The following is a 19633-nucleotide window of genomic DNA, read 5'->3' on the forward strand; positions in this document are numbered from 1 at the left end:
CGCGACGCCGTTGGCTGGTGCTCGCCGTCGCGGCGGCGCTGGCGCTGGTGCTCGCGGGCGGCGCGGCCGCCGCCTACCTCGTGTCCCAGAGGGACTCCTCCGCCGCGCCGCCGGCGCCCGGGCCCACGGCGAGCGATGCGACGGAGCTGGTGCGCCGCCACTACGAGGCGCTGCCGGAGGACCCCGCGACGGCGTACCAGAACCTGGCGCTGTCCTACCGGCCCACGTTCGAGCAGTACACCCGGACGTGGGGCGCGTACGACCAGGTCGGCGCGGACGGGATCGCGGTGTCGTCGCAGGACGGCAGCCGGTTCGTCGTCCACGTCCGGGTGACGTTCGTGCGGGCGGGCGTCGAGACGGCCGGGCGGTACGAACTGGTCGTCGAGCCCGTCGAGGGCAGGCTGCTCATCGTCCGGTCCGCGGAACTCGGCTGACGCCGGAGCCTCAGACCAGCCGGCGGTCGGACGCCCAGCGCGACAGCTCGTACCGGTTCGACAGCTGCGTCTTGCGCAGCACGCTCGACACGTGCGTCTCGACCGTCTTCACCGAGATGAACAGCTCCGACGCGATCTCCTTGTACGCGTAGCCGCGCGCCAGCAGCCGCAGCACGTCCCGCTCGCGCGGCGTGAGGAGGTCCAGCTCCGGGTCGCTGATCGGGGCCGCGCCGGGCCGGTCGGCGAACGCGTCCAGCACGAACCCGGCGAGCCGCGGGCTGAACACCGCGTCGCCCTCCGAGACCCGCACGACCGCGCGCACCAGCTCCTGGCTGGAGATGGTCTTCGTGACGTACCCGCGGGCGCCCGCGCGGATGACCGCGATGACGTCCTCGGCCGCGTCGGACACCGACAGGGCGAGGAACACCACGTCCGTCGACGACTTGCGGACCTGCCGCAGCACCTCCGCGCCGCCGCCGTCGGGCATGTGCACGTCGAGCAGCACGACGTCCGGGCGGTGGTGCCCGATGCCCGCGACCGCCTCGCCCACCGAGCCCGCCTCGCCGACCACCTCGACCTCGTCGGTGATCGACTCCAGCTCGGCCCGGACCCCGGCGCGGAACAACGCGTGGTCGTCCACCAGGAACACCCGAACGGTCATGTCCTGGCCCCCGTCTCTCGCTTGTCTGCGGTCTTCCTCGGCATCATCAGCTGCACCTCCGTGCCCTCACCCAGCCGGGTGCGGATCCGGGCTTCGCCGCCGTGCCGCTCCATCCTCCCCCCAATGGAGTCGGCGAGGCCATGCCGGTCCTCCGACACCGTCTTCGGGTCGAACCCCTTGCCGCGGTCGCGGACGAACACGGTGACCCGTTCGGGCTCTACCTCGCCGTACACGCTGATCTCGCCGACGCCCGCGTGCTTGGCCGCGTTGACCATCGCCTCGCGCGCCGCCTGCACCAGCGCGTACAGGTTCGGGTCCAGCGCGCAGTCGCCGACCACGACCTGCTGCACGGCGAGCGCGAAGCTGTCCTCCACCTCGCCGGCGGCCTTGGCGATGGCCGCGGACATCGTCGTCGGCTGGCTGTTCTCCTCGACCACCCGCCCGTACAGCCACTCCCGCAGCTGCCGCTCCTGGCCGCGGGCGAGCCGCTTCACCTCGCGCGGCTGCTCGGCCTGCTTCTGGATCAGCGCCAACGTCTGGAGCACGGAGTCGTGCAGGTGGGCGGCGATCTCGGCGCGCTCCTCGGTGCGGATGCGGACCCGGCGCTCCTCGCCGAGGTCGTTGATCAGCTTGATCCACAGCGGCACGGTGAGCACCGCCACCCCGCCGAGCGTGGCCACGACGGCGAGCAGCGCGAACCGCAGCTGGTCGATGCCGTAGCTGTTGACCAGCAGCACGCCGATGCCGATGGCGACCAGCGCGACACCCGCCAGGACGCGGACGATCGTGCTGCGGCCCGTGCCGAGGAAGCCGGACTTCGCGCCGTCCCGCCACTTCCGGCGCTGCGCCTCGTCCGCCTCGCGCCACACCACGGCCGCGCCGACCAGCGCCACCGCGAGCGGTCCGGCGATCCAGCCGCTCACCGGGCCGGAGAACAGGCCGGCCAGCACGGCGGCCGCGATGCCCAGCGCGACCAGGCCGAGCGCCTGCTGCCGCTCCCGCGGGTTCGGCGGCTCCTCCGGCTCGTCCGCCGCGCGTTGCGGCACGAACAACCACAGCAGGCCGTACGCGATCACGCCGACACCGTTGAGCGCGGTCAGCGCGGCGAACGCCGCCCGCACCCAGAACACCTCGATGCCGAGGTGGTCGGCGACACCGCCGGCCACGCCCGCGACCACCCGGCCCGTCCGCCTGCGGCGCACCGGCTCGACGGCCTTCGTCTCCACACTCACCCGACGATCGTCACACGCCCGTCGGGGGCGGTCATCAGGGTTCCACCCGATGCGCGGTTCAGGGTGCGCCCCCGATGTGCGGGCGGCCCGCGTTGAGCAAGCTGGTCACCGTGAGCGGGAACATCAGCGCGTCCGACGTCGAAGCGACGTTGAAGGACTTCTGGGCCAGCAGGCCCAGGCGGCCACACGACGGTCGCAAGATCGCCGGTGTCGCCGCCGGTATCGCCCGGCGGTACCAGATCGACCCGGTGATCGTCCGGGTCGCGTTCGTGGCGATGGCGCTGTGCAACGGCGCCGGGGTGCTCGTCTACCTCCTCGGCTGGCTGTGGCTGGCGCAGTCCGACGACGAGGTGTCGGCCGCCGAGGCGTTGCTCGGGCGCGGCCGCAGCTCGACGCCGACCGCGTTGACCGTGCTGCTGGGGCTCGCGGTGATCCCCGCGACCGGCTTCTTCGTCGACGGCGGCTTCACGATGGTCGGCGGCGTGCTGCTGTCCATCGGCGCGATCTACGTGCTGCACCGCGGGCGCGGGCAGCTCAACCGACCGGAGACGACGCCGGCTTTCGGCATGGGGGACGAGGTGTCGACGGAGGAGCAGGCGACGGCGCGGGTGACGCCGCCCGCGTGGGACCCGCTGGGCGCGGCGCCGTTCGCGTGGGACCTGCCGGAGCCCGGCGCGACCGCGGAGCCGGTGGGCGCGGAGCCGCGCCCGGTGCGGCGCAGGTCGCGGGTCGGCGCGGTGGCGTTCGGGTTGGCGCTCGTGGTGCTGGCGGGCTCGCTGGTGTCGGCGGAGCGCTGGGACTGGTTCACCGCGCCGCACGTCATCGGGCTGCTGGTGGCCGTGCTCGGCGCCGGGATGCTGTTCGGCGCGCTGCGCGGCGGCGGTGGGCGCGGGCTGATCTGGCTGGTGGTGCCGCTGTCGTTCGTCGGGGTGGCGATGACGTCGCTCGACCTCGAAGGCGTCGACTCGGACCAGGTGGGCGCGAGCCACGCCAAGCCGACGTCGGTCGAGCAGGTGCAGGACCGGTACTCGGCGAGCATCGGCGAGGTGGTGCTCGACCTGACCGGGCTGCCGAACCAGGGCAAGGTGACCACCGAGGTGGAGGTCGGGCTGGGCAACGCCGAGGTGACGGTGCCCGCCGACGCCGACGTGACGGTGACCTGCCGGACCGACCTGGGCGCGGTGCAGTGCCTCGGCCAGGAGTCGGAGGGCGAGAGCCGGCACGAGGAGGTCACCGACCACGGCGCCGACGGGCCGGGCGGGCTGGAGATCGTGCTCGACGTGCGGAGCGAAATCGGACAGGTGGTGGTGAGCCGTGGGTGACCGGGACTCGATCGAGAAGCGTGGCGTCGACGTGGTGGGGCTGGTGTTCGGGATCGCGGCGCTCGTCGCCGCCGCCTACATGCTGTCCGACGGCGCGACGTGGCCGGACTTCCTCGACCTGCGGTGGGCGTTGGCGGGCGGGGCCATGGTGATCGGCCTCGGGCTGCTGGCGGGGTCGGCGCGGCGGAGGCGCTGAGCCGGAGGGGTCACGGGGTGCGGGGCCAGGGGGTGCCGTCAAGGGTGTGGGGGAAAGCGGAAGGGCCCGTCCTGGGGAGGACGGGCCCTTCCGGCGTGCGTGGGGACTACTCCCACTCGATGGTGCCCGGCGGCTTGCTCGTCACGTCGAGGACCACCCGGTTGACCTCGTTGACCTCGTTGGTGATGCGGGTCGAGATGCGCTCCAGCACGTCGTACGGCAGGCGGGTCCAGTCGGCCGTCATGGCGTCCTCGCTGGACACGGGGCGCAGCACGACGGGGTGGCCGTAGGTGCGGCCGTCGCCCTGCACGCCGACGCTGCGCACGTCCGCCAGCAGCACCACGGGGCACTGCCAGATCGACCGGTCGAGACCGGCGGTGGTCAGCTCCTCGCGGGCGATGGCGTCGGCCTTGCGGAGGATGTCCAGGCGCTCCTGGGTGACCTCGCCGATGATCCGGATGCCGAGGCCGGGCCCGGGGAACGGCTGGCGCTGCACGATGGTCTCCGGCAGGCCCAGTTCCGTGCCGACCCGGCGGACCTCGTCCTTGAACAGCGCCCGCAGCGGCTCGACCAGCGTGAACTGCAGGTCGTCCGGCAGGCCGCCGACGTTGTGGTGGCTCTTGATGTTCGCGGTGCCCGCGCCGCCGCCCGACTCGACCACGTCGGGGTACAGCGTGCCCTGCACCAGGAACCGGTAGTCGCCCTCGGCCTTGAGGTCGCGCTCGGCCTGCTCGAAGACCCGGATGAACTCCCGGCCGATGATCTTGCGCTTCTGCTCCGGGTCGGTGACGCCGGCGAGCGCGTCCAGGAACCGCTCGCGGGCGTCCACGGTCACCAGGTTCACGCCCGTCGCGGCCACGTAGTCGCGTTCCACCTGCGCCCGCTCGCCCGCGCGCAACAGGCCGTGGTCGACGAAAACGCAGGTCAGGCGGTCACCGATGGCGCGCTGGACGAGGGCAGCGGCGACCGCCGAGTCGACGCCGCCGGACAGGCCGCAGATGGCCTTGCCGTCGCCGACCTGCTCGCGGATGCGGGCCACCTGCTCGTCCACGATGGACGACGTCGTCCACTGCGGCCGGATGCCCGCGATCTCGTGCAGGAACCGGCGCAGCACCTCCTGGCCGTGCGGCGAGTGCCCCACCTCGGGGTGGTACTGCACGCCCGCGAACCGGCGCCGGGTGTCCTCGAACGCGGCGACCGGCGCGCCCTCGCTGGTCGCGGTCACGGTGAAGCCCTCGGGGGCCTTCGTGACGCAGTCGCCGTGGCTCATCCACACCGGGTGGTTCGCGGGCAGCTCCTCGTGCAGGAGACCGCCGGCCTGCTGCACGCCCAGCTCGGTGCGGCCGTACTCGCGGGTGCCGGTGTGCTCGACCGTGCCGCCCAGGGCGCCCGCCATGGCCTGGAAGCCGTAGCAGATGCCGAACACCGGGACGTCCAGCTCGAACAGCTTCGGGTCGACCTGGGGCGCGCCGGGCTCGTACACGCTGGCGGGGCCGCCGGACAGGACGATCGCGGCCGGGTCGCGCTGCAGCAGCTCCGCCACGGGCGTGGTGTGCGGGACGACTTCCGAGTAGACCTGCGCCTCCCGGACTCGCCGGGCGATCAGCTGCGCGTACTGCGCGCCGAAGTCGACTACCAGCACAGGGCGGTTGCTGCTCTCGGCCACTGGGGAAAAACCTCTCGTCTGGCGGATCCGCGCAGGTGAAGGATGTCATGCGTGACGGAGGAAGCGCTCACCGGAGGCGGCATCAACGAGGTCGTGCGGGTCGGGTCGACGGTGCGCAGGCCCACCGGGCCGTGGACGCCGAACGTGCACCGGCTGCTGGAACACCTTGCGCCGCTTGGCATCTCGCCCGTCCCCCGCGGCGTGGACGACCGCGGTCGCGAAGTCCTGTCGTACCTGGAGGGTGAAGTGGGCCACCCGCCGCTGCCCGTCCCGCTGCGCTCGGACGAGACGTTGACGGCGGTGGCGCGGATGGCGCGGCGGCTGCACGACGCGTCGGCCGACCTGGCCGCCGTGGTGGACGGCTGGCAGTTCCCGGCGCTGTCACCCGTCGAGGTGATCTGCCACAACGACCTCGCGCCGTACAACATGGTGTTCCGCGACGGGCTGCCGGTCGGGGTGTTCGACTTCGACGGCGCGCGGCCCGGCCCGCGCTGGTGGGACGTCGCCTACACGGCCTACTGCCTGGTGCCGTTCTCGCCGGAGTTCGGCACGCCGGACGAGCAGTGGCGGCGGGCCGAGCTGTTCTGCGACGCCTACGGCATGTCACCCGAAGGGCTGGGACGGCACGTGCTCGCCCGGCTGGACGACATGGTCGCGATGATCCGGGAACGGCCGGAGTTCCGGCGGCAGCGGGAAGAGCGCCACGACGTCCACTACCTGGGCCACGCGGAGTACGTCCGCGCCCACTTCCAAGATCGATAGGTCCAACCACTCGCGCCGGGCCTACGGTGTGGCTATGGACGCGTTCACGCCCCAGCCACGGCCCTGCTGGATCGCCGGACACGCCGAACAGGGCGTGCAAGCCATCACCGTCCACCACCCGTTCGACGGCACCGAGGTCGCCTCGGTCGCCGTGCCGGGTCCGGAGCAGGTGGAACGAGCCGTCGCCGCCGCCGCGGCCGTCGCCAAGGAGTTCCGCCGCACACCGGCGCACGTGCGGGCGAAGGCGTTGCTCGACGTGTCGCGGGCGTTGGCCGACCGGGCCGAGGAGATCGCCGAGACGATCACCGCCGAGAACGGCAAGCCGCTGAAGTGGGCGAACATCGAGGTGCAGCGGGCCGTGAACACGTTCCGGTTCGCCGCCGAGGAGGCGCGCCGGTTCAGCGGCGACCTGCAACGGCTCGACACCGACGCGGGCGGCGAGGGCCGGCTGGCCGTGGTGCGGCGGGTGCCGCGCGGGCCGGTGCTCGCCGTGGCGCCGTTCAACTTCCCGCTGAACCTGGTGGCGCACAAGGTCGCGCCCGCGTTGGCGGTGGGCGCGCCGGTGATCGTGAAGCCCGCGTCCGCGACGCCGCTGTCGGCGCTGCTGCTCGGCGAGCTGCTGGCCGAGACCGACCTGCCGGAAGGCGCGTTCTCCGTGCTGCCGGTGCGCGGTGCGGACATGAAGGCGCTGGTGACGGACGAGCGGTTGCCGATCATCTCGTTCACCGGCTCCACGTCGGTCGGCTGGTCGCTGGCCGACGCGGCGCCGCGCAAGCACGTGCTGATGGAGCTGGGTTCCAACTCGGCCGCGATCGTGTGCCCGGACTGGCCGGACCTCGACCTCGCCGCGTCCCGGATCGCCACGTTCGGCAACTACCAGGCCGGTCAGTCGTGCATCGCGGTGCAGCGGGTGCTGGTGCACCGCGACGTCGCCGACGAGTTCGTGCCCAAGCTGGTGGCCGCCGTGCGGGCGCTGAAGACCGGCGACCCGCACGACCCGGAGGTCGAGGTCGGTCCGCTGATCGACGAGGACAACGCGAAGCGGGTCGAGGAGTGGGTGTCCGAGGCCGTCGCGGCGGGCGCGACGCTGCACGTCGGCGGCGGGCGTTCGGGGACGTCCGTGGAGCCGACCGTGGTGCAGGACGTGCCGCCGTCGGCCCGGGTGTGGCGCGAGGAGGTGTTCGGGCCGGTGCTGGCGGTCGCCGTGGTCGACTCGGTGGCCGAGGCGTTCGAGCAGGCCAACGCCACCGAGTACGGGTTGCAGGCCGGTGTGTTCACGCGGGACGTGACGGTGGCGTTCGAGGCGGCGGCCGAGCTGGAGGTCGGCGGCGTGATCATCGGGGACGTGCCGTCGTACCGGGCCGACCAGATGCCGTACGGCGGGGTGAAGGGCTCCGGCACCGGCCGCGAGGGCGTGCGGTCGGCGATGGAGGACTTCACCGAGGAACGCACGATGGTGCTGACCGGAATCAGTGTCTGATTGCGCCGCCTCCGGCGTCGCGGCTCGGTCGCCGGGAGGTCGGCACGTCGAGGGTGGTTTCCGGCGATCGAAGAGCGTGATCACCGGAAACCACGCTCGACCTACCGACGCGACCTCGCTGGTGCTGCGTCACGCGACCTCGGCTGGGTCGGTGCCGGCTTCACTGGTCGAGCGCTGACCGAACGCGTCGATCCGACGCTCCTACCCACTGCTGTCGATGGTCAAACGTGGCACGCGGCACGGTCACAAGGTTGCCTCCGGGGCCCGGACCTGCGGTGATCCTCGGTTACCGTTGCCGGCGTGCCCTCCCACACCGATCCAGAACGTCTGTCGGCGGTCCATCGCTACCACATCTTGGACGCGCCCGCCGACGGTAGCTTCGACAACGTCGCCCGTGTGGCCGCGCAGGTCTTCGGCACACCGATCGCGACCGTGACGATCGTGGACGTCGACCGCGTGTGGTTCGCGGCCTGCCACGGTCTGTCGGGCGTCACGCAGATCGGCGCCGAGCCCGGCCTGTGTGCCTCGGCCGTGTTGCAGGACGAGGCGTACGTGGTGAACGACGGTGCGGTCGACTCCCGCACCCTGGACCACCCGCTGGTGCGCGGCGAGCTGGGCCTGCGCTTCTACGCCGCCGCGCCGATCATCACCGGCGACGGGCACCGGCTGGGCACGGTCAACGTGATCGACCGCGAACCCCGCGAGGTCACCGAGGCCCAGATCGCGACGCTCACCGCGCTTGCCGGGATCGTCGCCGACCAGTTGGAGTTGCGCCTGGCCGCCATCCAGGCGGTGCGCGCCGAACGCGGCTTGGACGAGGCTTCCGGACCACACGCCACTGCGTCGGCGAAGCTGGCGGGCCAGCTGCGCCACCTCGCGGCCGACCACCTCGATGCCGAGCACCCCCGGACGTGCCAGCTCGGCTTGTCGAGCCCCTGCGACAACCCCGTCGAGGTCAAGGTCGCCGATCCGTGGGGCGACTCCGCATGGGCCTGCATCCGGCACGCCGAGGACCTCATCATCAACGAGCGGTCGACGTTCATCGCCGACCAGAAGCTCAACGGACTGGAGCGCTACCTGCGATCCGCGAAGCGCCGCACCGCCGGAACGGCGCGCACGCCGTGATGCGCTGACCTGTCGCACCGGCAGCCCGTGCCTGGTGGCGCGTCACCCAACCTCGGTCGGCCAACCGGACCGCTCAGGGGTCGACGTTCCGAGGTGCGGCCACCAGCAGCAGTAGGCCGTTGATCGGCAGTTCGCGGTGCACGAGGCGACGTTGGCGCTGGGCACGCTGCTGCGGCGCCACGACCTGGTCGGCTCTCCCGACTACCGACTACCGACTACCGACTACCGGCTGCGGAGATGCTGACGTTGAAGCCGGAGGGGTTCACGCGCGCCCCGCGTCGGCGGTGAAGCCCTTGGCCCGGCGGAGGGCCTGGTCGAGGTCGGCGGGCGGGATGGCGGCGACGTGACCGTCCGGGCGGATCAGCGCGCCGTCCTCGACGGTGAAGCCGGGGCCGTGGCGGTGGCTGTCCGGGCGGAGCGCGCCGTCGCCGTTGGTGGTCAGCGGCGAGTCCCGGTACGGGAAGGGCTCGAACAGCCGGCCGGAGTCGATCCGGTCGGTGGGGCCGTGCTCCAGCACGTGCCGGCGGTGGGCGCGCTCGGCGTCCGTGCGCGGCACCAGGAACCGCATGGTCTCGCCGGTGACGCGGAGGTTCTCGTCGGCCGCCGCGGCGCGCTCGTCGTGGTAGGACTCCAGCAGCCGCGGCCCCGCCTCGCCCGCCCGGTCGAGGGCGATCTTCCACGCCGCGTTGTCGGCGTCGCAGACGCCGGAGTTCAGCCCGCGCGCGCCGAACGGGCTCATCACGTGCGCCGCGTCGCCCGCGAGCAGCACCCGGCCCACCCGGAACCGGGCGGCGCGGCGCTGGTGGAAGCGGTACGTGGACTGCCACAGCACCTCGTGCGGGCGGTCGCCGGTGATGGCGCGGACGTGCTCGTCGGTGAGCTCGAAGCCCTCCGGGACCTGCCAGTCGACGCGGTGCACGCCGTCCGGCTGCGGGTGCACCAGGACCTGGCGGCCGGGGTGCCACGGCGGGTCGAAGTAGAAGCGGCGCTCCGGCTCGGGGTGGCCGAGGTCCACCCGGATGTCGGCGATGACGAACCGGTCGTCGAAGGAGTGCCCGTCGAACGGGACGTCCAGCAGGGCTCGGACGGTCGACCGCGCGCCGTCCGCGGCCACGCAGTGCGTCCCGGTGAACTCACCGTCCACTGTGGACACGGTGACGTCGCCGCCGCCCTGGCGGAGGCCGACGACCCGCCTGCCGTACCGCAGGTCGACCAGCGGCTCGCGCAGGGCCTTCGCCTCCAGGATGCGCTCGACGGTCGTCTGCGGGGTGTTCACGAACGGCGGGAAGCCCGCGCCGCGCGGCAGCTCGACGGTGAGCACCTCGCGGTCGCGGACGTAGGTCCGGCCGCGGTACCAGGTGACGCCCGCGTCCACCACGGCCCGGCCGACGCCGACGCGTTCGAGGACGTTCAGCACGTCCCGGTGCACGCAGATCGACCGGCTGCCCACGGCTCCGCGGCGCTCGGCGGCTTCGAGGACCGTCGTCGGCACGCCCGCGCGGGCCAGCAGCAGCGCGGCGGCGAGCCCCACCGGTCCCGCGCCGACCACCAGCACGGGCCTCACTGGAGCGCCGCCCACACCTCGCGGTCCCGCTCGGCGGTCCAGATGCGGGGCCAGTCCACGCCGTCGCACTCGTCCCAGTACCGCTGCACGTCGAACGGCAGGCAGTGCTCGAAGATCGGCCAGCGCCCGTAACGCGGCGCGAGCGCGGCGTGGGCGGCCTCGAACGCCTCCTTCACCGTGCCGCCGCCGACGTGCACCGTGCCGACCGTGCGGCGCAGCTCGTCGAGGAAGTGCCGGGACTGGGCGATCGCCGCGGCCACCTCGGCGCGGTCGCGGGGATCCGCGACGCGGCCACCGACGAGCTGCTCCGCGCCCAGCGCGGCGACGCGGTCGAGGGTCGACGTGGCCCACTCGTCGTGGAACGCGTCGCCCGTGTAGAGCGCCGCCTGGGACTCGACCAGGTCGCCGGCGAACAGGATGCGCTGGTGCGGCAGCCACGCCACGACGTCGCCCGCCGTGTGGCCGCGCCCGCAGAAGCGCAGCTCCACCTCGCCGCGGTCGCCGCCGAGCGGGATGGTGAGCCGGTCGGAGAACGTCAACGTCGGCCAGGTGAGGCCGGGGATGCCCTCGGGCTCCTCGAACAGGCGCGGCATGCGGCCGTACTCGCTGAGCCAGTCCGCCCGGCCGCGTTCCGCGATCAGCGCCCTGGTGTTCTCGTGGGCCACGACCTCGGCGGCGTCGAACGCGCTCGCGCCGAGCGTGCGCACCGCGTGGTAGTGGCTCAGCACCAGGTACCGGACGGGTTTGTCGGTGTGCTCGCGGAGGCGGTCGAGCCAGCGCCGGGCCGCCTTGGGCGTGGCGCGGGCTTCGACGCAGACGAGGAAGTCCTCGCCCTCGATCGCGCCGACGTTGGGGTCGCCCTCGGCGGTCAGGGTGTAGACGCCCTCGGCGAGCTGGACGAACTCCTCGTCCTTCGGCGCGAGGTCGGCGCTGGACGCGAACGGCTTCGTTGCCACACGACCCACCATAGGGCCGCCGACGTCAGGACGGCCCGACCTCCACGATCGGCAGCCGCAACGCCCCGGGAGCGTGCGCCGGGACGGCCGGGTTCCGGGGCGCGACCGGCGCCAACCGCCGGTACGGGGTGGACTGGTCGGGTCGGCGGTCCGGCTCGCCCTTGTTCGGCCAGAGCGAGAACGCCCGCTCGGCCTGCGCCGTGATGGTCAGCGACGGGTTCACGCCGAGGTTCGCCGAGATCGCCGCGCCGTCCACCACGGACAGGCCGGGGTAGCCGTAGACCCGGTGGTACGGGTCGATCACGCCGCGGTCCGGGTCCGCGCCGATCGGGCAGCCGCCGATGAAGTGCGCGGTGAGCGGGATGTTGAACAGCTCGCCCCACGTGCCGCCCGCGATGCCGTCGATGTGCTTCGCCGCCAGCAGGTTCGCCCGGTGCCCGGCCGGGATGAACGTCGGGTTCGGCTGCCCGTGGCCCTGCTTCGACGTCAGCTTGCGCCCGAACAGGCCCTTCTTGGTGAACGTGGTGATCGAGTTGTCGAGGCTCTGCATCACCAGCAGGATCACCGTCCGCTCGCTCCACCGGTGCACCGACAGCAGCCGCGCCAGCCGGATGGGGTGCCGCACCGCCTGGACGAGGAACTGCAGCAGCCGGGGCGTCGACTTCGCGCCGTCCGTGGCCAGGGTCTGCAACAGCCCCATGACGTTGCTGCCCTTGCCGTAGCGGACCGGCTCGATGTGGGTCTGCTCGTCCGGGTGGATGGACGACGTGATGGCCACGCCCTGGCTGAAGTTGCGCTCCTCGTCCACGGTGAAGCGCCCCGCGCCGATGATCGACTCGGAGTTCGTCCTGGTCAGCTCGCCGAGGCGGGGCGAGAGGCGGGGCAGCGCGCCCGATGTCCTCATCCGGTGCAGGAGTTGCTGGGTGCCCCACGTGCCGGCGGCGAGGACCACCTGGCCCGCGGTGATCGTGCGGCGGCCCTTGCGGAGCTTGCCGCCGGTCCGCCGGGTGCTCACGGCCCACGTGCCGTCCGGCGCCTGGCGCAGGTCCGTGACGGTGGTCAGCGGCAGCACCTCGGCGCCGTTGCGCTCGGCCAGGTAGAGGTAGTTCTTGACCAGGGTGTTCTTCGCGCCGACCCGGCAGCCGGACATGCACGCGCCGCACTCCGTGCACCCGGTCCGGCTCGGGCCCGCGCCGCCGAAGTACGGGTCCTCGGCGGGCTTGCCCGGCTCGCCGAAGAACACGCCGACCGGCGTCGGGTGGAACGTGTCGGCGACGCCCATCTCCTCGGCGACCTTCCGCATCACCACGTCCGACGGCGTCGTGGTCGGGTTCTCCACCACGCCCAGCATCCGGCTCGCCTGGTCGTAGAACGGGGCGAGCTCGGCCTCCCAGTCGGTGATGTCGGCCCACTGGCGGTCCTGGTAGAACGGCTTGAGCGGCCGGTACAGGGTGTTGGCGTACACCAGCGACCCGCCGCCGACTCCGGCCCCGGCCAGGATCATCACGCTGCGCAGGGCGTGGATGCGCTGGATGCCGTAGCAGCCCAGCGCGGGCGCCCACAGGTAGCGGCGCAGGTCCCAGGACGTCTTGGCGAACTCGTCGTCGGCGAACCTGCGGCCCGCCTCGACCACCGCGACCCGGTAGCCCTTCTCCGTGAGGCGGAGCGCGGCGACGCTGCCACCGAAGCCCGAACCCACGACCACGACGTCGTAGTCGGTGTTGTTACCGGCGAGTTCACCCATGCACAGCAGATTATGCGTAACTTCGGGTAACAGGCTAGTGGTGTGGTGGATTGCGGTGTTGGATGGCCGGCATTGGATTGCCGCTGCTTCGCAGACGGCGGGCGAGGCCGCCTGGAGGTCGGTGGTTCGTGGCCGGTCCTGCGGCGATCGAAGAGCGTGATCGCCCGAGGGCCGGCCACGAACCACCGACGCGACCTCGCCGGAGGGCTCAGCCGCGGATGGTCAGGCCGACCTTCTGGAACTCCTTGAGGTCCGAGTAGCCCGTCTTCGCCATCGCGCGGCGGAGGGAGCCGAACAGGTTCGTCACGCCGCGCGGGTCGACGGACGGCCCGAACAGCAGCGTCCGCAGGTCCACCACCTGGTCGACGCCCGTCGACACGTGGCTGCGCGGCACCGAGGGGTGCGCCGACGCGGCGGTCCAGTACAAGCCCTGGCCCGGCGCCTCGGACGCCGCCGCCAGCGGCTCGCCCAGCATCACGGCGTCCGCGCCGCAGGCGATCGACTTCGCGATGTCGCCGCTGGTCAGCACGCCGCCGTCGGCGATCACGTGCACGTACCGGCCACCGGTCTCGTCCAGGTAGTCCCGGCGCGCGGCGGCGGCGTCGGCGATGGCCGTGGCCATCGGCACGCCGATGCCGAGCACGGAGTCCGTCGTGGTCACGCCCGGCGTGTAGCCGTAGCCGACGATCACGCCCGCCGCGCCCGTGCGCATCAGGTGCATCGCGGTCCGGTAGTCGCCGACCCCGCCCGCGATCACCGGGATGTCGAGGTCCGCGATGAACGACTTCAGGTTCAGCGGCTCGCCGTCGCGCGACACGTGCTCCGCCGAGATGATCGTGCCCTGCACGACCAGGATCTCGACGCCCGCCGCGAGCAGGTCCGGGGTCAGCTCGGCGGCCCGCTGCGGGCTCACCCGCACGGCCACCGTCACGCCCGATTCGCGCACCTGCTTGATCGCCTCGGCGATCAGGTCCATCCGCACCGGCGCCGAGTGCAGCTCCTGGAGCACCCGCACCGGCGCGGCCGGGTCGTCGGTGTCCTCCACGGCCTGCACCAGCCGGAACAGGGCCTCCTCGACGTCGCCGTGCCGGGCCCACAGGCCCTCCGCGTTGAGGACGCCCAGCCCGCCCAGCTCGCCGACCGCGACCGCCGTCCCCGGCGACACGATCGCGTCGGTGGGGTGGGTGATCAGCGGGATCTCGAACCGGTAGGCGTCGATCTGCCACGCCGTGGAGACGTCCTTGGACGACCTCGTCCTCCGGGACGGGATGATCTCCAGGTCGTCCAGCTCGTAGGCCCGCCTCGCGGTCCGGCCCATGCCGATCTCGACCAGATCGCGCACCTTGTTCGTCCTTCCGTGGAGCTAGCGGAACCTGGGAACCCTAGCCCAACCGATTCAGCGGGTCGTGTAGTTCGGGGCTTCCACGGTCATCGTGATGTCGTGCGGGTGGCTCTCCTTGAGCCCCGCCGCCGTGATCCGGACCAGCTGCTTGCCGCGCAGCTGCTCGATCGTCTTCGACCCCGTGTAGCCCATCGCCATCCGGAGACCGCCGACCAGCTGGTACGCGACCTGCGACAACGGGCCGCGGAACGGCGTGCGGCCCTCGATGCCCTCGGGCACCAGCTTGTCCTCGGACAGCACGTCGTCCTGGAAGTAGCGGTCCCGCGAGAACGACTTGCTGTTGTCGCCGCGGCCCCGCAGCGCCGCCAGCGACCCCATGCCGCGGTAGGTCTTGAACTGCTTGCCGTTGACGAGGATGACCTCGCCCGGCGCCTCGGCGGTGCCCGCCAGGAGGCTGCCGAGCATGACCACGCTCGCGCCGGCCGCGATGGCCTTCGCGATGTCGCCCGAGTACTGGATGCCGCCGTCGCCGATCACCGGCACGCCGGCGGGCTCGCACGCCAGGTTCGCCTCGTAGATCGCGCTGATCTGCGGCACGCCGACGCCCGCGACCACGCGGGTGGTGCAGATCGAGCCGGGGCCGACGCCGACCTTCACGCCGTCCGCGCCCGCGTCCACGAGGGCCTGCGCGCCGGCGCGGGTGGCGACGTTGCCGCCGACCACGTCCACCGAGTCGCCCAGCTCCTTCTTCACCCGCGCGACCATCTCCAGCACGTTGCGCTGGTGGCCGTGCGCGGTGTCCACCATCACGACGTCCACGCCGGCCTCGGCCAGCGCCATCGCGCGGGCGAAGCTGTCCTCGCCGACGCCGATCGCGGCCGCGCACAGCAGCCGGCCGTCCGGGTCCTTGGACGCGTTCGGGTACTGCTCGGTCTTGACGAAGTCCTTCACCGTGATCAGGCCGCGGAGCTTGCCCTCGCCGTCGACGATCGGCAGCTTCTCCACCTTGTGCCGGCGCAGCAGGCCCAGCGCGGCCTCGGCCGACACGCCCACCTGGGCGGTGACCAGCGGACCCTTGGTCATCACCTCGCTGACCTTGCGCGAGTGGTCGACCTCGAAGCGCATGTCGCGGTTGGTGATGATGCCGACGAGCTTGCCGCTCGGGTCGGTCACCGGGACGCCCGAGATGCGGTAGCGCGCGCACAGCTCGTCGACGTGGCGGATCGTGTCGTCCGGGGTGCACGTCACCGGGTCCGTCACCATGCCCGCCTCGGACCGCTTGACGGTCTCCACCTGGCGGGCCTGGTCCTCGGTGGACAGGTTGCGGTGCAGCACGCCGATGCCACCGTGGCGCGCCATCGCGATGGCCATCCGGGCCTCGGTCACCGTGTCCATCGCGGCCGAGGCCAGCGGGATGCCCAGGGTGACGTTGCGGGACAGCCTGGTGCTCGTGTCCACCGCGCTCGGGATGATCTCCGACTCGGCGGGCAGCAGCAGTACGTCGTCGAAGGTCAGTCCCAGCATGGCGAACTTGCTCGGGACTCCGTCAGCGTTGAGCTCGCTGGTCATGGCGGCTGGCTTGCCTTCCGTCGTGCGGTGATCCCGCCGCCGTGGACGATGTTCCCCGCAGGCGGCGATGGGTCAGCCCATGGTATCTGGACGTGGTCGGGGGTCCGCCCGGTACCGTGCGGGGTCGTGCCGCACGACGCGTTGCCACCAGACCCGTTCGCGGGTGACCCGGAGGACCCGGCGCGGGCCCTCGGCGAACCCGACCACGAACACGACCACCCGCCGATGGACGACGCCGAGCGGGCGGAGTTGATCGGCGACCTCAGCGACCTCGCCGTGTACCAGGCGCTGCTGGAACCCCGTGGTGTCAGGGGGATCGTGGTGGACTGCGGCGAGTGCGAGGAGCCGCACTACCACGACTGGGCCCTGCTGCGGTCGAGCCTGGAGCAGCTGCTGTCCGACGGCCGGATGCGCCCGCACGAGCCCGCGTACGACCCGGACCCGGCGTCCTACGTGAGCTGGGAGTACTGCCGCGGTTACGCCGACGGCGTCACGGCCACCGAGAGCGCCCGCTGACGATGTGACGAAGCCCGCCCCCACGCGAGGGGCGGGCTTCGTCACAGGTGGGGCTCCGGGGCGGTTCCGGCCTAGCTCTCGGGTCCGCCCTGGGTGCTGCCCTGGGTGTCGTTCCGGGTCCCGTCCGTGGTGCCCCCGCCGGGGGTCACGGTCTCGCCCTTGGTCTGGCCTCCCGGCACGACCGACGTGGGCGGCGGCGGCACCGTGCCGTCCGAGGTCGGGGTCGGTTCGGTGGTGGTCGTCGGCACCGTCGTCGTGGGCGCGGGCTGGGTCGTCGACAGCGGCGGCGAGCTGGGGCTGGTCGTGGTGGGCGACAGCAGCGCCGTCGTGAGCGGGACCGACGTGACCGGCGTGCTCGGCGACGGCGTGGTGCTGGTCAGCTCCTGCATCAGCGACTCGTGCTTCTGGACCAGGTCGTCCTTGCCGTCGTCGGCGGACACCGACGGCAGGCTCTGCTCCGCCTTCGCCAGCGCGTCGCGCGCCTCGCTGTACCGGCCGTCGCGCAGCGCGGCGCGCGCCGTGTCGAGATCGGTGCGGACCGCGACGGCGGCCTCGATCGACCGCGCGTGGTCCGAGTAGAGGACCCTGGTCAGACCCCAGAGCGCGTCGCCGGGCTCGGCGTCGCGCGCGACCAGGCTCATGCCGGTGAACGCGATCGCCAGGACGGCGGCGGCGCTCGCCAGGGGGATGAGGAAACGGTGCCTGCTCCGCGGCTGCGGCCGGGCGGCGGCGATCGTGGCGACCGCCGTGTCGGTGTCGACCAGCTCGCCCACAGGCGGGCGGTCGACCTCACGCCGCCACGCGAGCAGCAGGGCGTTCAGCTCGTCGTTGACGAGCGAGTCGGCTGGTTCGGCGTCACGCCCGCCGAGGGCGTCGAGCAGCTCGTCGTCCGCTCGGATGCCCGCGAGGTCGTCCCCCGGCTCGACCAGGGTGTCATCTGGATGCGGCGGTCTCTCGTCACGTCCGCGCACGACTTCTCCGTTGCCCTTCTCGTGCTGGTCAGCCACTCAAACCACCTCCTCCGCTGCCAACGTCTTGCGAAGGCGGGCGAGGGCGCGGTGTTGCGCCACTCGTACCGCGCCCGGCGTGGAGCCGACCGCGTCCGCGGTCTCCTCGGCCGACAGGCCGACGACGACGCGGAGCAGCAGGATCTCCCGCTGCTTCTCGGGGAGGACGCGCAGGAGCAGGGCCATCCGCTGGGACAGCTCGCCCTGCATGGCGCGCTGTTCCGGGCCGGCCTCCGTCTCGGGGGCGTCGGGGACCTCCGGGACCGGTTCGGACCGGTTCCGGGCGGCGGAGCGATGCGCGTCGGCCACCTTGTGCGCGGCGATCCCGTAGACGAACGCCAAGAACGGCCGACCCTGGTCGCGATAGCTGGGCAGGGCCGTCAGCACCGCGAGACACACCTCCTGGGCCACGTCGTCCGCCGAAGCGAAAGACCTCTCCTGCCTGCCGACTCGGGCGCGGCAGTACCGCACCACGAGGGGTCGGATGGATGCCAGGAGCCGCTCGATCGCGTGGCGGTCGCCATCGACGGCTGCGCCCACTTCGGCGTCCAGTCCGTCCCCCAAGTTGGTCATCGCAGACAACAGCCCTGGTGTTACGCGTAGGCCTACCGACAACGAACGGCACGGGACGATCGACGTCGCCCGTACCGGTGATGCTCACCGTACCGGTCCCACGACCGGAAGTTGAGCCACGGGTGCCGACACCCCCGGTGACCTGCCGACACGCCGTGAGCGCGCGACCGGCCCGGCGACGTGGTCACGTCGCCGGGCCGGACCGGAGGAAGGAGTGTCGTTGTGACCCGCCTAACGGGGCCCTACGAGACCAGGCCCCGCCGGAAGCCGTGCGCGACGGCCTGCGCCCGGTCGCGCACGCCGAGCTTGCGGAACAAGCGCCGGGCGTGGGTCTTCACCGTGTCCTCGGACAGGTAGAGCTCGCGCCCGATCTGCCCGTTGCTCTTGCCCTGGCTCATCCCGCGCAACACCTGCAGCTCGCGCTCGGTGAGCTGCACGCCGGGGTCCGACGGCTGGCGCGGCGCGGGCACGCTGGTGCTCGCGAGGGTGTGCGCCAGCGCGGCCACCAGCTCGGGGCGCGAGGCGTCCCAGCGGAGGTAGCCCCGGGCGCCGCGGCGATCGCCGCGGCGATGCTGCCCGCGTCGTCCGGCGCGCCGAAGACGATGACGTTTGCCTGCGGGTTGGCCGAGACGAGTCGTCGGGTCGCTTCGACCCCGGTCGGGACGGCGCGCTGGGTGCCAACCAGTACGACGTCGACCGGCTGCCGAGAGAACCGAGCCAACAACTCGTCACCGTGCGCTACGCAGTCGATGCGGCTAACCCCGGGGACAGCCGACATCACGCGGGTGAGACCCTCCCGCACACTGCGCCGGTCGTCGCAAATAAGGACCGTGGTCACGGGGACTCCTTCCTGCAGCCGAGTGACGTTCCACATCCCCTATCGGACGCTAGAGGCCGAACCTTGACACGATCCGGTGCTTAATCCGTCAAGAAGTTCGTCTCAGGGTCTGCGTTCGGGGGTTCCCCGGAACGGAGCAGCGGACTCGGGATCCACGGGGATTGGACGGCGAGACGTCGGCCGAGGGGGTCCGCTCTGCGCAACACGCAGCTCAGAGCGTTTTCGAAGCTGTCCTTCACGTTTCCCGCGTCCGCAATACTGCGGTCTGCCAGGACGTTTGCCAGCACGAGCCCCGTCGGCCAGTGCAACGAGAAAAGCCCTCTCTGGTCAGTGTGATTTAGGTCACAGTGCAGCAATCGGACGCCCCTGTCAACGCTTTCGGGTGTCCCCCAGACCACGAGCGCCGTCCCCAGGACGAGGTCGGACTTGAGGATGTGCCGCGTCGCGCCGGCCTCGCGCGCGGTCGCCGCCGCCACCTCCGCCGGACCGACGGCCCGCTCCGCGTGACCGCCGGCCAACTCGATCTCGGCGGCCACCCACTGGTGGCGGACCCGGCTGCGCCATCCGCGTGGCTCCACCCTCGCGTGCAGTCGCCGGGCCTCGGTCAGCCGGCCCGCGCCGATCGCGTCGGCCGCCAGGCCCAGCA

Annotated in this window: 17 protein-coding genes and 2 pseudogenes; 7 read left to right on the forward strand and 12 right to left on the reverse strand. The window is 72.5% G+C overall.

What is annotated here, in order from left to right; genetic code table 11:
• The coding region (locus tag ACFQ3T_RS22565; protein ID WP_380725557.1) for a hypothetical protein at nt 1-434 on the forward strand (434 nt) is incomplete at its 5' end.
• A gap of 10 nt (nt 435-444) precedes the next feature.
• Here the strand turns inward: ACFQ3T_RS22565 and ACFQ3T_RS22570 are convergent.
• On the reverse strand, nt 445-1095 hold the full coding sequence (locus ACFQ3T_RS22570) for a response regulator (protein WP_380725558.1): 651 nt from the start codon (nt 1093-1095) through the stop codon (nt 445-447).
• The gene (locus ACFQ3T_RS22575; protein WP_380725559.1) at nt 1092-2327 is read right to left on the reverse strand and encodes an ATP-binding protein; all 1236 of its coding nucleotides are present in this window, start codon (nt 2325-2327) and stop codon (nt 1092-1094) included. The genes ACFQ3T_RS22570 and ACFQ3T_RS22575 overlap by 4 nt, the downstream gene beginning before the upstream one ends.
• Nucleotides 2328-2401: 74 nt before the next feature.
• On the opposite strand from ACFQ3T_RS22575, the gene ACFQ3T_RS22580 reads away from it, so the two are divergent.
• Nucleotides 2402-3649, forward strand: coding sequence for a PspC domain-containing protein (locus ACFQ3T_RS22580; RefSeq protein WP_380725561.1), 1248 nt, complete (start codon nt 2402-2404; stop codon nt 3647-3649).
• Entirely contained in the window at nt 3642-3845 is a 204-nt protein-coding gene (locus ACFQ3T_RS22585; RefSeq protein ID WP_380725563.1) for a hypothetical protein, read from the forward strand. Before ACFQ3T_RS22580 ends, ACFQ3T_RS22585 begins: the two co-directional genes overlap by 8 nt.
• Nucleotides 3846-3951: 106 nt before the next feature.
• On the opposite strand, the gene guaA is transcribed toward ACFQ3T_RS22585, so the two are convergent.
• The gene (gene guaA, locus ACFQ3T_RS22590; protein WP_380725565.1) at nt 3952-5511 is read right to left on the reverse strand and encodes a glutamine-hydrolyzing GMP synthase; all 1560 of its coding nucleotides are present in this window, start codon (nt 5509-5511) and stop codon (nt 3952-3954) included.
• A gap of 51 nt (nt 5512-5562) precedes the next feature.
• On the opposite strand from guaA, the gene ACFQ3T_RS22595 reads away from it, so the two are divergent.
• The 3 genes from ACFQ3T_RS22595 (at nt 5563) to ACFQ3T_RS22605 (ending at nt 8878) form a co-directional block, all read left to right on the forward strand.
• Nucleotides 5563-6273 carry a phosphotransferase enzyme family protein gene (locus ACFQ3T_RS22595; protein WP_380725567.1) on the forward strand — a complete coding sequence of 237 codons (711 nt, stop codon included), beginning with the start codon at nt 5563-5565 and terminating at the stop codon, nt 6271-6273.
• A 34-nt stretch (nt 6274-6307) separates the two neighbouring features.
• Nucleotides 6308-7753: an aldehyde dehydrogenase family protein gene (locus tag ACFQ3T_RS22600; protein WP_380725569.1), complete on the forward strand. Its 1446-nt coding sequence runs from the start codon at nt 6308-6310 to the stop codon at nt 7751-7753.
• A gap of 300 nt (nt 7754-8053) precedes the next feature.
• Nucleotides 8054-8878 (forward strand): GAF domain-containing protein, encoded by an 825-nt coding sequence (locus ACFQ3T_RS22605; RefSeq protein WP_380725571.1) that lies wholly within the window; start codon nt 8054-8056, stop codon nt 8876-8878.
• Nucleotides 8879-9140: 262 nt separating this feature from the next.
• Here ACFQ3T_RS22605 and ACFQ3T_RS22610 read toward each other — a convergent pair whose 3' ends face one another.
• From ACFQ3T_RS22610 to guaB, 5 genes are all read right to left on the reverse strand, one after another.
• Entirely contained in the window at nt 9141-10442 is a 1302-nt protein-coding gene (locus ACFQ3T_RS22610) for an FAD-dependent monooxygenase (protein ID WP_380725573.1), read from the reverse strand.
• Nucleotides 10439-11398, reverse strand: coding sequence for an MBL fold metallo-hydrolase (locus ACFQ3T_RS22615; RefSeq protein WP_380725575.1), 960 nt, complete (start codon nt 11396-11398; stop codon nt 10439-10441). Before ACFQ3T_RS22615 ends, ACFQ3T_RS22610 begins: the two co-directional genes overlap by 4 nt.
• Nucleotides 11399-11423: 25 nt before the next feature.
• A complete protein-coding gene (locus ACFQ3T_RS22620) occupies nt 11424-13142 on the reverse strand; it encodes an FAD-dependent oxidoreductase (RefSeq protein ID WP_380725577.1) in 1719 nt (572 codons plus the stop codon).
• A gap of 208 nt (nt 13143-13350) precedes the next feature.
• Entirely contained in the window at nt 13351-14484 is a 1134-nt protein-coding gene (locus ACFQ3T_RS22625; RefSeq protein WP_380725579.1) for a GuaB3 family IMP dehydrogenase-related protein, read from the reverse strand.
• Nucleotides 14485-14538: 54 nt separating this feature from the next.
• Nucleotides 14539-16053: an IMP dehydrogenase gene (gene guaB, locus ACFQ3T_RS22630; protein WP_380725581.1), complete on the reverse strand. Its 1515-nt coding sequence runs from the start codon at nt 16051-16053 to the stop codon at nt 14539-14541.
• A 126-nt stretch (nt 16054-16179) separates the two neighbouring features.
• Between guaB and ACFQ3T_RS22635 the strand changes: the two genes are divergently transcribed.
• A complete protein-coding gene (locus ACFQ3T_RS22635; protein ID WP_380725583.1) occupies nt 16180-16569 on the forward strand; it encodes a DUF5319 domain-containing protein in 390 nt (129 codons plus the stop codon).
• A gap of 71 nt (nt 16570-16640) precedes the next feature.
• On the opposite strand, the gene ACFQ3T_RS22640 is transcribed toward ACFQ3T_RS22635, so the two are convergent.
• The 4 genes and pseudogenes from ACFQ3T_RS22640 to ACFQ3T_RS22655 all read right to left on the reverse strand — a co-directional run.
• Nucleotides 16641-17576: an anti-sigma-D factor RsdA gene (locus tag ACFQ3T_RS22640; protein WP_380725585.1), complete on the reverse strand. Its 936-nt coding sequence runs from the start codon at nt 17574-17576 to the stop codon at nt 16641-16643.
• Complete coding sequence (locus ACFQ3T_RS22645; protein ID WP_380725587.1) at nt 17577-18149, reverse strand: sigma-70 family RNA polymerase sigma factor; 573 nt, start codon at nt 18147-18149, stop codon at nt 17577-17579.
• 242 nt (nt 18150-18391) lie between these two features.
• Nucleotides 18392-18987 (reverse strand): annotated as a pseudogene (locus tag ACFQ3T_RS22650) (response regulator transcription factor).
• 80 nt (nt 18988-19067) lie between these two features.
• A pseudogene (locus tag ACFQ3T_RS22655) lies at nt 19068-19633 on the reverse strand (hypothetical protein); the annotation flags it as partial.

It is taken from the genome of Saccharothrix hoggarensis (genome assembly GCF_042678885.1).
Lineage (GTDB): Bacteria > Actinomycetota > Actinomycetes > Mycobacteriales > Pseudonocardiaceae > Actinosynnema > Actinosynnema hoggarensis.